This window comes from uncultured Pelagimonas sp., from assembly GCF_947498515.1.
Lineage (GTDB): Bacteria > Pseudomonadota > Alphaproteobacteria > Rhodobacterales > Rhodobacteraceae > Pelagimonas.
Genome location: NZ_CANMKO010000002.1, coordinates 281,733 through 295,809 on the forward strand (window position 1 = coordinate 281,733; position 14,077 = coordinate 295,809).

Here is a 14,077-nt window from a genome sequence, read left to right on the forward strand (position 1 = left end):
ATGAACCTCTGGTTGATTTACCCACAGATCCGTTGACACAAAACGAGAACAGGGGTAGAACAAAACCTGACACGAGGTTGGGAGCAGACCATGCTGACAAAAAAGCAATTGGACCTTTTGGACTTTATTAACAAGCGCATGACCCGAGACGGCGTGCCGCCTAGTTTTGATGAAATGAAAGACGCGTTGGACCTGCGATCCAAGTCCGGGATTCACCGGTTGATCACCGCCTTGGAAGAGCGTGGATTTATTCGCCGGTTGGCCCATCGCGCCCGCGCTATTGAAATTGTCAAACTCCCCGAAAGCCTTGGGGGTGCCCCCGCCGGGTTCCGTCCGCAGGTGATTGATGGTGATCGCCCTGATAGCACGCCAAGCGCCGCGCAAAACATCGCCAATGGTGCGATTGCCAAGCTTCCCTTGATGGGCCGCATTGCGGCAGGTCAACCGATTGAGGCGATCAATGACGTTCCACCCGGTGTGATGGTGCCGGGACAGATGGTTCAGGGTGCCGGAAAACACTACGCCCTTGAAGTCAAAGGCGATTCCATGATCGACGCCGGTATCAACGATGGTGATGTTGTTGTGATCCGCGAAAGCAATGACGCCGCCGAAGGGGATATCGTTGTCGCTCAGGTCGAAGGTTATGAGGCGACTTTGAAACGCTTTCGCCGCCGCGGTGGCATGATCGTACTTGAGGCTGCGAACCCAGCGTATGAATCGCGCGTTCTCCCCGAAGGTGCGGTAAGCGTGCAGGGCCGTTTGGTGGGTTTGATACGCACCTACTGAGCCTTTTTGGCAAGGCGGAGGGGTTCCTGCTTGGCCCCATGCCACAGCCGAATGCCCGAGGTTTGACGGTCCGTCACCATGCGCCATCCGTCATCCTCGGCCCAAAAGGCCACCGAACCGGTATAGCGTAAGCGCGCCGGATCGAAGACATCACAGGCCCCATTTGGCTGCGCATTGGCGCTTGCCACCACAATTTGGCCCGCCGAACAAAGCTCTAGCGTTGCGACAGCGCGCTTGCCCTGCAAATGAATGACCTCCTTGGCCCCGATTTGCGCCCGTGCCACTCGGGCTTCTATTGACCCCGGCCATCGACCTGCTGCGTCCCGTTGAGACCCGGCAAACCCATCATTTTCCAACCAATTCTCGGCGACGAATCCCGACCCCTTGGGCCGCGACAAGGCCCGCCCGTGATCGGTCATGACGCCGACCAAGGTGCCGGTGTCCGAAATCAACAAGGCGGGACGTTCCGTTCCCATCCAAAGGAAAACGGCCAAGGCGGCGGGCGCAAGCCCAACCAACCGCCCCGTGCCGCGCCACAAACACAGGATCAGGCCACCTATCGCCAGCAATGGTAAAACCCGACCATCCGGGGCGATGACGGCGCGTGTCACTCCTTCCCAGCTGGCAACCCACTGAGCGACGCCCAAAATCCAATCCAAGCCCAAGGCCATCAGGTTCAGCGCGATCCAATCAAGCCCGAAAGGCATCAACAAAGCGGCCAAAACCGCCATAGGCACAACCACCAAACCCATAACCGGCACAGACAACAAATTTGCGACCAAACCATATTGCGACAACATATTGAAATGCGCCATGCCCACAGGTGCGGTTGCCGCCCCTGCCACCGCAGAAGACACAACCAACCCCATGACGGGGGCAAACCAGCGCGGCATTTGGCGCCCCTGTTGCCAGAGCGTGATTTGTTCAAACACGGTGATGAGGGCGGTTGTCGCGGCAAAAGACATCTGAAATCCGGGTGACACCAAGGCTTCGGGGCGCAGCATCAAAACGACGAGCGCCGCCATGGCCACGCTTCGTAGCGACAAGGCGCGGCGATCCAACATCGTTGCGGTGAGGGCCGCCGCCGCCATGATAAAGGCGCGTTGGGTTGCGACGCTCCCCCCCGACAATGACAAATAGCCAAGTGCCGCCAGCAAGGCCCCCGCCGCCGCCAGCTTTTTCACCGGCCAGTTGTGGCGCGCACGTGGAATGAGCAAAAGCCCAACGCGCAAGGCTGCAAAGACGAACCCAGCCAACAACCCCATGTGTAGGCCTGAAATCGCCAGCAAATGCGCAAGGTTGGTTTCACGCAGAGTGCGCAGCGTGTCCTGCCCCATGCCCGAGCGGTCCCCGGTCATCAGCGCCGCCGCAAAGGCCCCGGTTTCCCCCGGCAATAGGTTTTGCACTCGTTTCGATAGCCACATTCGCGCTTTGAACAGAACCTGCCCTTGCCCCGGTGGATCTAATAAGAGCACCGGGCTGCGGGTGTAGCCAACGCCGCCAAGTTTGAGAAACCAAGCGTGGCGACGGAAATCAAACCCCCCCGGTTCAACGGCCCCTCCGGGGGGCGACAAATGACCGGTTAAAATGATCGTGGCACCGGGTTCGGGATCAATAAACCCTTGTTTTCCATGCAAAGACACGCGAACACGTTTTGGGATTTCGTCGGGGTCCATGCGTTGAAGAACCACGCGATCCAGTGTCAGACGCACCGCATCAGAGCCAGAGCGATCAATGCCAACAATGCGCCCTTCGATAGGGCCGTAATATCGAAAGTCCAACACCGGACCAGAGACCATATGGGCGCGCGCACCGGCCAGCGAAAAGCCCAAAGCCACCAAGCCAACCGCCGCCATAATTGGCCCGAAAACCGGGCCTGCGCGACCTTGAAACGCGATGATCGCGGTGCCACTCAGCCCAAGCGCTATCAAAATCCACACGTCCGGTTCGGCGCGCAGGGTAAAATACGCGCCAATCCCCACGGCCAAAAGGACCGGGGACCACGGGAACAAATACCCGCGTTGCCGCAATAAAATCGCAGCAACAATGTGATAGGCCTGTGCCATGCTTGCCTTGTAACGGCTCTGGGTAACGGCTCTGGCCTGCGCTTTGCTTGCCCTAGGCCGGGCCTGAGTTTAAGGAACAGCCCAAGCTACTCCATTCCCTGTTAGCAAAAGGTTAACCAAGATGACTGCTGTCGTAACCCGTTTTGCCCCCTCGCCCACTGGCTATCTGCATATCGGCGGCGCGCGCACAGCGCTGTTCAACTGGCTCTATGCCCGCGGCCGTGGCGGCAAATTCCTGCTGCGGATCGAAGACACCGACCGCGCGCGCTCAACCCCAGAAGCCACCGATGCCATTTTGAAAGGCATGGAGTGGCTTGGCCTCGACTTTGATGGCGAGGTGATCAGCCAGTTTGACCGTGCCGATCGTCACGCCGAAGTTGCCAATGAGCTTTTGGCCAAAGGCGCGGCTTACAAGTGTTTCGCGACCCAAGAGGAAATCGAAGCCTTTCGCGAAGAGGCCCGTGCCGCGGGCAAATCGACGCATTTCCAAAGCCCCTGGCGCGACGCCGATGCCGCCACGCACCCCGATGCGCCATATGTTGTGCGCCTGAAATCCGCGCAGGATGGCGAAACGGTCATCAACGACGAAGTTCAGGGCACCGTTCGGATCAAAAACGAAAACCTCGATGACATGGTTTTGTTACGTTCCGATGGCACGCCGGTCTATATGTTGGCTGTGGTTGTAGATGATTACGATATGGGCGTGACCCATGTTATTCGCGGGGACGATCACCTGAACAATGCTGCACGTCAGATGGGCATCTACACCGCTATGGGTTGGGATCTACCCACCTATGCCCATATTCCGTTGATCCACGGCCCCGATGGCAAGAAGCTTTCCAAGCGCCACGGTGCCCTTGGTGTCGAGGAATATCAGGCCATGGGCTATCCCTCCGCTGGCATGCGTAACTACCTTGCGCGCTTGGGCTGGAGCCACGGTGATGACGAATTCTTTACGGATGATCAGGCAAAGGAGTGGTTCGGGACCGACGGAATCGGCAAATCGCCCGCTCGGTTTGATTTTAAGAAGTTGGAGAATATCTGTGGTCAACACATTGCCATCACTGACGATGCTGCGTTGCTGCATGAAATCGTGATGTATCGCGAGGCGGCGAACTTACCTGCCTTGACGGACGTTCAGTCACAGCGGCTGAACGCCGCGCTTTATTGTCTCAAGGACCGGGCCAAGACTTTCCCAGAACTCCTTGAAAAGGCTCACTTTGCATTGATCGAAGGCGAGATTGAGGTCGAGCCAAAAGCGGCTAAGAACCTTGATACGGTATCCCGTGGTATACTGGGCGCGTTGACGCCGCAGCTGCAAAATGTTAGCTGGACCCGGGATGAACTTGAGGCGGTCTTAAACCGCTTTGCAGAAGATAATGGCATGAAATTCGGCAAGCTGGCTGGCCCCCTTCGGGCGGCTCTGGCGGGCCGGGCTGCCACACCGAGCGTCTTTGACATGATGCTTGTACTTGGTCAGGAGATCAGCCTTGAGAGGTTGACCCAGGCCGCAAATGGGGGAGACAGCTGACCGTATAACGCGTCGGCCTTTCCCGAATACAACAAAGACTGCGGGCCGCAGAAGTGGCCCGCTTACGTTCGAGAACAAGGGAAAACACGCATGGCTGATACGACCAAAACCGCGACGCTGACAATTGATGGGCAGTCCTACGACCTGCCAATCCACTCGCCGACGGCTGGCCCGGATGTGCTTGATATCCGTAAATTGTATGCCCAAGCGGGCGTTTTCACCTACGATCCCGGCTTCACCTCGACCGCGAGCTGTGACAGCACCATCACCTTTATTGATGGCGGCAAGGGCGAATTGCTACATCGTGGTTACCCTATCGACCAGCTGGCCGGTAAATCGCATTATCTAGAAGTGTGTTTCCTGCTGCTTTACGGTGAATTGCCGACGGCTGCCGAACTGGAAAAGTTCGAAACCACCATCACCAACCACACCATGATCCACGAACAGATGCACAACTTCTTCCGTGGTTTCCGCCGCGATGCGCATCCGATGGCAACCATGGTGGGTGTGGTCGGCGCGATGTCGGCCTTCTACCACGACAGCACCGATATTGCCGATCCGCGCCAGCGTGAGATCGCGTCGCATCGTTTGATCGCCAAAATGCCCACAATCGCGGCCATGGCGTACAAATACTCGATCGGTCAGCCTTTCGTGTATCCACGCAATGACCTCGATTACGCGGCCAACTTCTTGCACATGTGTTTCGCGGTTCCCGCCGAAGAATATAACGTTAATCCGATCCTGGCCCGTGCCATGGACCGCATCTTTACTCTGCACGCCGATCACGAGCAAAACGCCTCGACATCAACCGTGCGTTTGGCTTCGTCTTCTGGTGCCAACCCATTTGCATGTATTGCCGCTGGTATTGCCTGTCTCTGGGGCCCCTCTCATGGTGGCGCAAACCAAGCTTGCCTTGAAATGCTCAAGGAAATCGGGTCACCCGAGAATATTCCGGAATACATCGCCCGCGCCAAAGACAAGAACGATCCGTTCCGTCTGATGGGCTTTGGACACCGCGTTTACAAAAACTTTGACCCACGCGCGACTGTGATGAAACAGTCCGCTGACGAAGTTCTTGATTTGCTCGGCGTTGAAAACAACCCAATTTTGGCAACCGCCAAAGCACTGGAAGAAGCGGCGCTAGCCGATCCCTACTTTGCTGACAAAAAGCTGTTCCCGAATGTCGACTTCTATTCGGGCATCATCCTCGAAGCGATGGGCTTCCCCACTTCGATGTTCACACCGATCTTTGCGCTGTCGCGCACCGTTGGTTGGATTTCGCAGTGGAAAGAGCAGCTGTCTGATCCGGCACATAAAATTGGCCGTCCACGTCAGTTGTACCTCGGTGAGACCGAGCGCGACTATTCGGATATTGAAACCCGCTAAGCGGCACTCGAATCAGAAATTCAGGAACCCGGCTTTTCCCAAAGCCGGGTTTTTTCGTGCCTTGTTTCCGTCAATTTTTATGGAAACAGTTTTTAGGCAGGCTGGCCATTGTTCCCAGCATCTAGCGCATACATTGCCAAATGTGGCAGCGATAAGGCCGAAACGCATTGTTTCCGCTAAAACCCGCGCAATTTCGAACAGATTTCGGCATGAATTGGTCAAATTTTTACAGTTTGCCGATTGCGCAGGAGCTCCCCATGGCCACATCCACCCCAACCGAAGTTTTACTGGGTTGCGACCCTCAGGTTCGCGTCACGATTATCGAAGATGATGGCAACCTGTTCATGCGCGTGGTCACCGAAAACCCGGAAACCACCGACCTTGACGGTTTGTTCTTTAACCTTGCCGATGATGTCGATGCCTCTGCTCTGACGATCTACCCCGACTTTGACGAAAATGTTGGCTCCAACGGTGAAAACGTCACCGGATATACCGTCGCCTCCGGCACCATGAACCAGTTGGACAACGGTGCGCAGATCCAAGAACCCTATGACGTGCGTCTGGAATTTGGCACCGTGCCGTGGACCTCGGGCGGTGACGTCGACGAAGCAACCCTAACCTTCTACATAGATGGCGGCGATTCCAACCTCACCGCAGATAGCATCGACCTCAGCAATCTCACCGCCGTTGTAAATAGTGACAATGGCGCGGGCCTTGCCCTCACCGGTGGCACCGGCAACTCGGGCGATGACACCACGACGGTTTACGAAACCGTCACGGCGATTGACGAAGACATGGACGACATCGCCGCGGGCTGTGGTCGCGGTCAAACCAATGACAATGTTGTCGAAAACGACTTCAAGGCCGTCTATGGCGAGCTGATGACCAACGGCTATTGGGATGGCGATCTGCAATTGGCTGCGGTCGAGAGCGACGGCCCAGTGACGTTTAGCTTTGACGCCCGCGCCAATAACACCGAGGCCTTTGAAAACTCTGGCCGCTATGCCGATAGCCTTGAGGTGCAAGTGCGCCTCGACAATGGCGAATGGCAGACCTTGGACACCTTTATGGTCAATGACGCCGGTACTGCCCTCGTAGGCGATCAATCCGGCCAAACTTTTGGCTCTGACGGCAGCACTCTGACCTATTCCGGCGGTGTGCTCGACAACGTTGATGGCACAGCAGAATTCCGCATCGTGTCCGACATTTCGGCCTGCAACGAAAAAATCTTCCTCGATGACATTCAAGTCACCACCACCGAAGCGGTCGATGTTCCGTCCACTGGCGACAGCTCGGTCATGGTCACCGCACTAAGCGAGGACTTTGTTGGCGATGACACGCCCGAAAGCTCGGACGCTATCGTTCACAGCGATCGTTGGAATGTGGAACAAGAGGCGTTGTTCACCAATGGTCACAATGACGGCCGTGTTGAGTTGGCCGAAGTTGCAACCGATGGCCCGGTCGAGTTCAGCCTTGATGCTCAGGCCGTTAACATCGACAGTTTCGAGAACAGCGGCCACTATGCCGATAGTTTGCGGGTCGAAGCCCAGATTGACGGTGGCGATTGGGTTCTGCTTGATGAATTCCGCGTCAATGATGCCGGCACCGCTATGGTTGGCGATCAAACAGGTCAGACCTTTGATGGCGACATGACCACGCTCAACTATTCCGGCGGCGTTCTGGATGGGGCGAGCGAGAATGTTCAATTCCGTCTGGTTTCTGACATTTCGGCGAACAACGAAATCTTGCGCGTCGACAATCTTGAGGTACGCGTCACCGAAACCACCGACGGTGAGCACGCCGACGAGACCTGTGAAGGCTTTGACGGAGCTGCATCGGGTGACACCGCCGCGCTGCAATTTGATGGCTTTAGCGTCACGGCACAACGCGCCGGGGATGATGCCGCAAGTGAAAACGATGCGATGATCTTTGACACCGCCAACCCGACCGGTGGCGACAGCGATCTGGCCTATGACGATCAAGGCAATGCAATCATCATTTCCGAAGACAACGATGCTTCGGATGCCGATGACAATGCCGGTGGCGGCACCATCACCTTTGATTTTGACGTGCCAAGCGACGTTGTGAGCCTCAATGTTCTGGATGTCGAAGAAGACGGCGGGTCGATTGATCTCTTTGATGCCGAAGGTGAGCTGCTCGACTCAGTCGCCATTCCCGGTATTGGCGACAACTCCTTGCAAACCATCGACATTTCCGTCGATGGCGTGTCGTCAATGCAGGTCAATCTTGCCGGGTCCGGCGCGGTGGATGACCTTTGCTATGCCACGCCCGATGATATGGGTGCGGATTGCGGTCAGTATTTGGTCACCTACGATGATCTGATGAAAGACCCAGATCCGCTTGATCCAAATGATGAAGCGGATGACGCTGACCCTGCTGCTGATCCGGCAAGTGCAGCGGATGACTACATTTAAACCAAGACCACTCACGAACAAAAAGGGCGCGGATAACTCCGCGCCCTTTGCTATGTGAAAAGCCCGAGGTTTAGCGCCCCTCGTAGTCGGGCTTGCGTTTATCCAAAAACGCCATGACCCCTTCCATAAAGTCGCGGGATTTGCCGCATTGCCCTTGCAGGCTCGCCTCAAGCGCCAGTTGATCCTCAAGCGTGTTGTCATAAGATGCGCGCATCGCTTGTTTGATCCGCGCATAGGCCAGCGTTGGACCATGGGCCAAATGGGCGGCGCGGGCTTTCCAGATGATCTCAAACTCGCCATCGGGAACCGCTTCCCAGATCATGCCCCATTCATCCGCCTGCCGCGCGCTGATCTTTTCGGCGAAGAGCGCCTTGCCCATCGCTTTGGCCAGCCCGATCTGACGCGGCAAAAACCATGTGCCACCCGCATCCGGGATCAGCCCAATCTTGCTAAATGCCTGAAGAAAATAGGCGCTTTCGGTGGCAATCACCACATCCGCCGCCAGCGCAAGATTGGCCCCGGCTCCCGCCGCCGCGCCGTTGACCGCGGCAATTGTCGGCACCGGGCATTCATAGATCGCGCGCAACATCGGCACATATTCGTCATTCAACGTACGCTGCAAATCAAGCTGGGCAATGTTCTTGCCATCCCCCAAATCCTGACCGGAACAAAACGCTTTGCCGTTGCCGGTCAAAACCACCACACGCGCCTCTTTGCCGCCACGGGTAAAGGCGTCGGCCAATTCCGCGCGCATCTGCGTGTTCAGCGCGTTCATCACATCGGGGCGATTGATCGCGATTGTGGCGATGTCGTCTTCTACCACATAGGTGATCGTGTCGTATTTCATGGGAACTCCGTTAACCTGTTGCGCGCATCAAATACCGATGACGCCGGAATGGCAAAGCGAAACCCCGCGTCACGGGGCCAGCTTCGCAATAAGGGCCAAGGCCTCGGGCGGTGGCAATTGCTCCACGCGCTCATAGGCTGACCCATCAAGGTTGCGGGTTAGCATGGCGTGTTCAATCATCCCGCGCCTGATCTGGGCAGCATCGCGAAAAAGGGTCATCGCATCAATCAAACCGCTTATGTCGCGTTCTGTCAGCGTCTGACGCGCAGGCAAACGGGCCCACAAGACCCAAAGGCACAGCCCTTGAATGCGGGTTTTCCCCGGCCATCGTTTAAGCTGCCCCTTGTCGTCAAAATGCTCAAGCGCCCGCGCCACAAGCTTGTCATCGGCGACCGGCTTGGGGGTGTTTTGCGCCCTAAGATGTTGAAAATTCCGATACCCGGCCGCACGCGCAACAAGGCCCAATGTCTCAACATGGCTCGGGGTGTTAGGAAGTTCGGCGCGCAGCGCCTTGGCAAATTGCTTAAGATCTTTGATCTCAAGCGAAATCGTCTCACGGGTCATCTGTCCCTCCGTTCTGACGATACCGCACCACCAAAGGTGGTTAGGAGGTCCGCCCTTGTCCAGAGGTATCGCCTGAAAAAAGGCAGATCACTGAAAGTCGACAACAGGTTTAGCGCATGGCGGAGCCTAGGGATCCTGTCACCCTACCGTTTGGCTACCGTGCTGACACCCTTGCGTCAACGCCCATGCTTCTTCTTTCCCCAAATATCCCGAGGAGGCTCGAGCAAAGCTCGAGGCGGGGCAGCGCCCCTACCCCTTCATGATCTCGTCAAGACGGGCCTGTTCCTCGGAGCTTAACCCTTCACTGGCTTTCGCCGGCGCCTGTGCACGGCCCCGCAGGTAAAACGCCGCCACAACCAAGGCGAAGAGCAACCCCAAAGGCCCCGTCGCCCACAGAAGCCAGTTCCAGCCGCCTGTGGTGGGTTGCAGCAACACAAACTCGCCATAACGGGCCACAACATAGTCAACAACTTCGTCGTTATTGTCGCCCGCCATGATCCGTTCGCGCACCAAAAGCCGCAAATCACGCGCCAATGAGGCGTTTGATTCATCAATGCTTTCGTTCTGACACACAAGGCATCGCAGCCCTGCCGAAATGTCGCGTGCCCGTTGCTCTAACGCCGGATCGGCAAGCATCTCATCCGGTTGCACAGCCGCAGCCGGAAGAGACACAAACGCCAACATCAGCGCCGCAATCAAAGTCTTGAGCAGTTTCATTCCGCCGGAACCCCCTTGATCACCGCCGCCTTTTTGCGCGCACCTGCGGCAACACGATAGCGACGATCAGACAGGCTTAGCAGCCCACCAAGTGACATCAGAATACAACCCGCCCAAATCCAGTTGGCCAGCGGTTTGATATAGATCCGCATGACATAGCCGCCATCGGCTTGCGCGTCGCCGATCACAACATAGACGTCGCGCAGAAACCGGTAATCAATCGCCGCCTCGGTGGTTGGCATCTGCTGAACCGGATAGCTGCGCTTTTCTGGATAGACGCGCACAATCTCTTGCCCGCCTTTCAGAACGCTGACTTCGGCCATATCCGACATGTAGTTTGGCCCTTGAACGGTATCGACACCGCGCAAGATGAACTCAAACTGACCAACGGTGAAAGGTTCGTCGATCTGGGCAACCAGAACGCGCTCCTCTTCCCAGGCCATCAAACCAGCGATGCCCAGCATAGTGATCCCAAGACCGCCATGCGCAACCGCCTTGCCCCAATCGGCACGCGGCAGGCGCAACAAGCGCGAATAATCACGAGTTTTGCCAATCTTGCTTAGAAGGTCAATCGTCGCGCCAGAAACAAGCCAAGCGCCAAGGAAGACACCAACAGGACCCAGCATGGATTTGCCGGTTTGCATCGCCCAAACCAAACCGCCAAGCGCCAGCGCAAGCATAAAGGCCGGGACAAGTTGCTTGATCACGCGATCAGCACGCCCCCGCTTCCAGCTCAGCATCGCGCCAATCGGCAAAATCAGACCGAGGATGACCATGAACGGTGTGAAGGCCATGTTGAAGAACGGCGCTCCAACCGAAAGCTTACGATCAAAGGCCATTTCCGCCACCAGCGGCCACATGGTCCCGACAAAGACAACCAAACTGGCCACAGCCAGCAGGATGTTATTGGCAACAAGCGCGCTTTCGCGGCTGACCACGCCAAAGACGCCTTTGGCCTGCATCGCATTAGCCCGCCCGGCAAATAGGGTTAGCGCCCCGCCGGTAAAGAACACCAGAATGGCCAAAATGAACACGCCGCGCTCCGGATCGGTGGCAAAGGCGTGGACCGAGGTCAAAACACCCGAGCGCACGATAAACGTCCCGATAAGTGAGAAGCTAAACGCCATGATGGCCAAAAGGATGGTCCAGCTTTTGAGCGCCTCACGCTTTTCAACCACAATGGCCGAGTGCAAGAGAGCCGCCGCAAAGAGCCATGGCATGAACGAGGCGTTTTCAACCGGATCCCAGAACCAGAAACCGCCCCAGCCAAGTTCGTAATAGGCCCACCAAGACCCAAGCGCGATACCGATGGTTAGGAAAACCCATGAGATCAACGTCCAAGGCCGCACCCAGCGCCCCCAAGCCGCATCAACGCGCCCCTCGATCAGAGCGGCCACAGCAAAGCTGAAGCAGATGCTAAGGCCAACGTAGCCGAGATACAAAAACGGTGGGTGAAAGGCGAGACCGGGGTCCTGCAACAGCGGGTTCAAATCCTGCCCGTTCATCGGCACCACATCCAACCGCAAGAACGGGTTCGATGTGAAAAGGATAAAGGCGTAGAACGCCACGCCAACCGCCGCCTGAACACTAAGGACGCGGGCGCGCAAAGTGGGTGGCAGGTTGTCGCCAAACCAGGCCGCCATCGCGCCAAACAGCGCAAGGATGAAGACCCATAGCAACATGGAGCCTTCGTGATTCCCCCAAACGCCGCTGATTTTATACAACATTGGTTTGCTGGAATGGCTATTGAGATAGACCAATTGCACCGAAAAGTCGGAAACAACAAAGGCATATGTCAGGGCTGCAAAGGAAGCTGCTACCAACACAAACTGTGTGGTAGCAGCAGGTTCCGCGACGGCCATCCAGCCGGGCAGACGTTTATGGGCGCCGATCAATGGCACCACCGCTTGCACGATGGCGACCATAAAGGCGAGGATCAGGGTGAAGTGGCCAAGCTCTGTAATCATAGGCGTGGTTATACGCGCATCGATTCCGTCGTCCAATGACTTATGTCAGGACCCCTTGTTCACTTTGTCGCGTGTTGGGTCACCGACGCTCTGCATCCCAAGCGGCCAAAGCCGGGTTGTCAGCAAAGCTTTCGCCCTGCTCTTCGGCCTCATCTGGCGTCACATCGCGCAGCGCGTGAACATCACGCACCGTTTTCACAACCTGCGGAACCGCGGCCATGGTTGCGGCCAAATCGCGCTGAAACTCTTGGCCTTTGGCCTGATGTCGGGCACCAAAATAGAAACTGACAATTGCCCCCAAGAGCCACCAAAGCGGCTCGGGCACCAAGGCGATCCCGGCCATACGGGCGGCAAACCACACCGGATCAACCATCGCCGCAACGAACAACCCCATCGTTCCCAAGGCCATCGCCGGACGCGGAACCCGGTTCATCGCGTCCATAAAACGATCAAACCACCCGCGCCGCACAACGGCAAACTCATGCCCAAACTGCGTAAGCGCAGCGCTGCGCAAATCATGATCCCGCGCCGCATCCGCCTCGGCATTGACGCGAAACACTTCTGCGGTTTCGGCAACGACATTGCGCCCACCGCCAAACACCACACCCAAAATGCGTTCGATCAACCCCATGACGCCACCCGCTGCGCAAATTGCGCATCCGTCAAATGGTAGCGCGCCGAGATAAACTCTTCGGCCCGTTTGATCCAACCGCCTTTGCCGCCGGCCCGCGTCCGGGCATATTTTCGGCTGGCGGGGCGTCGATCCGCAATGTTGAAATAGTAGTTGCGCCGTTCTATGCCATAGGCATCGGCAAGGTGATCGGGGGCCTTGGCATAGGCGCGTGCGCAGGCCGCAATGGTTTGCGGACCAATCGCGCCATCAACGCTGACCTCTTCGCCCATCTGTCGCAACAAACGCTGCAAAATCTTCACCGCATTGCCGCCCGCATTCACATACATATCGAACACGGTTTCATGCAAAGCCTGCGGAAGCTCAGCAATGCGTGGACGCAAGAAATAATGCTGCAAAAAGATTTCGACCGCTTTGTTGCGGCTCAACCGTTTCACATCTTCGGCTGTGATTTGACCATCCTTGTCCATATCAAGGCCAAGGCGGCGCATTGTATGGATGGTCACCCCATATTTTGTCGCGCCACCCGGATCGTCGGGATCGTTCACATAGCCACCCTCGCGGGCCACGATTTGCTCGGCCATATGCCGAATGCCGTTTTGAATTGCCGCCATTTGTGCCTCCTGCTCGAAGCGGTTATTGACGGCGTCAGGGTGCGCCCGGTTTGTTAACCAACCTTGAGAGGACCGTACGGTCATGACGGCAGACGAGATAATCGCCCAATTGCAATTGGCCCCCCATCCCGAGGGCGGGCACTATCGCCAGACATGGATCGCCAATGCGGCCGACGGGGAACGCCCCGCCGGAACCTGCATCTATTTCTTGCTGAAATCAGGGGAAAGCAGCCATTGGCACCGCGTTGATGCGGTGGAAATCTGGCACTACTACGCCGGGGCCCCTTTGATCCTATCCATGGCCGACACCGATACCGGCCCCCGCAAGGATCACGTCTTGGGCCCCGATCTATTGGCCGGTCAAAACCCGCAACTCATTGTCCCCAAGGACCATTGGCAAGCCGCACGCACGACAGGCGATTGGACCTTGGTCGGTTGCACAGTCAGCCCGGCGTTTCAATTCGCAGGCTTTGACCTCGCTCCACCGGGTTTTGACATAAAATAACCCAAGGCCAACAACCGGCCTCGGGTCT

12 protein-coding genes are annotated in these 14,077 nt (G+C 57.0%); 5 read left to right on the forward strand and 7 right to left on the reverse strand.

Going from position 1 to position 14,077, the window contains the following annotated elements; translation table 11 throughout:
- Positions 1-90: 90 nt before the first annotated feature.
- Positions 91-786 (forward strand): transcriptional repressor LexA, encoded by a 696-nt coding sequence (gene lexA / locus Q1A43_RS04810; RefSeq protein WP_299933098.1) that lies wholly within the window; start codon positions 91-93, stop codon positions 784-786.
- Here lexA and Q1A43_RS04815 read toward each other — a convergent pair.
- Positions 780-2,852, reverse strand: coding sequence for a ComEC/Rec2 family competence protein (locus Q1A43_RS04815; RefSeq protein WP_299933100.1), 2,073 nt, complete (start codon positions 2,850-2,852; stop codon positions 780-782). The two genes, lexA and Q1A43_RS04815, sit on opposite strands and share 7 nt — an antisense overlap.
- 121 nt (positions 2,853-2,973) lie before the next feature.
- Here Q1A43_RS04815 and gltX point away from each other — a divergent pair, with 121 nt between their 5' ends.
- The 3 genes from gltX (at position 2,974) to Q1A43_RS04830 (ending at position 8,204) form a co-directional block, all read left to right on the forward strand.
- Positions 2,974-4,383, forward strand: a complete 1,410-nt coding sequence (gltX, locus tag Q1A43_RS04820; RefSeq protein ID WP_299933102.1) for a glutamate--tRNA ligase — start codon at positions 2,974-2,976, stop codon at positions 4,381-4,383.
- A 90-nt stretch (positions 4,384-4,473) separates the two neighbouring features.
- A complete protein-coding gene (gltA, locus tag Q1A43_RS04825; protein WP_299924777.1) occupies positions 4,474-5,769 on the forward strand; it encodes a citrate synthase in 1,296 nt (431 codons plus the stop codon).
- 257 nt (positions 5,770-6,026) lie between these two features.
- Entirely contained in the window at positions 6,027-8,204 is a 2,178-nt protein-coding gene (locus Q1A43_RS04830) for a hypothetical protein (protein ID WP_299933105.1), read from the forward strand.
- Positions 8,205-8,274: 70 nt separating this feature from the next.
- Here Q1A43_RS04830 and Q1A43_RS04835 read toward each other — a convergent pair whose 3' ends face one another.
- The 6 genes from Q1A43_RS04835 to Q1A43_RS04860 all read right to left on the reverse strand — a co-directional run bounded on the left by Q1A43_RS04835 (position 8,275) and on the right by Q1A43_RS04860 (position 13,544).
- Entirely contained in the window at positions 8,275-9,051 is a 777-nt protein-coding gene (locus Q1A43_RS04835; protein WP_299924781.1) for an enoyl-CoA hydratase-related protein, read from the reverse strand.
- A 69-nt stretch (positions 9,052-9,120) separates the two neighbouring features.
- The gene (locus tag Q1A43_RS04840; RefSeq protein WP_299933107.1) at positions 9,121-9,615 is read right to left on the reverse strand and encodes a DUF2087 domain-containing protein; all 495 of its coding nucleotides are present in this window, start codon (positions 9,613-9,615) and stop codon (positions 9,121-9,123) included.
- Positions 9,616-9,864: 249 nt separating this feature from the next.
- A complete protein-coding gene (locus tag Q1A43_RS04845; protein ID WP_299933109.1) occupies positions 9,865-10,332 on the reverse strand; it encodes a cytochrome c-type biogenesis protein in 468 nt (155 codons plus the stop codon).
- Positions 10,329-12,299, reverse strand: a complete 1,971-nt coding sequence (locus tag Q1A43_RS04850) for a heme lyase CcmF/NrfE family subunit (protein ID WP_299924787.1) — start codon at positions 12,297-12,299, stop codon at positions 10,329-10,331. Before Q1A43_RS04850 ends, Q1A43_RS04845 begins: the two co-directional genes overlap by 4 nt.
- Before the next feature lie 79 nt (positions 12,300-12,378).
- On the reverse strand, positions 12,379-12,930 hold the full coding sequence (locus tag Q1A43_RS04855; RefSeq protein ID WP_299933111.1) for a holin family protein: 552 nt from the start codon (positions 12,928-12,930) through the stop codon (positions 12,379-12,381).
- Complete coding sequence (locus Q1A43_RS04860) at positions 12,921-13,544, reverse strand: holin-associated N-acetylmuramidase (protein ID WP_299924791.1); 624 nt, start codon at positions 13,542-13,544, stop codon at positions 12,921-12,923. Before Q1A43_RS04860 ends, Q1A43_RS04855 begins: the two co-directional genes overlap by 10 nt.
- A gap of 82 nt (positions 13,545-13,626) precedes the next feature.
- On the opposite strand from Q1A43_RS04860, the gene Q1A43_RS04865 reads away from it, so the two are divergent.
- The gene (locus tag Q1A43_RS04865) at positions 13,627-14,049 is read left to right on the forward strand and encodes a cupin domain-containing protein (protein ID WP_299933113.1); all 423 of its coding nucleotides are present in this window, start codon (positions 13,627-13,629) and stop codon (positions 14,047-14,049) included.
- Positions 14,050-14,077: the final 28 nt, after the last annotated feature.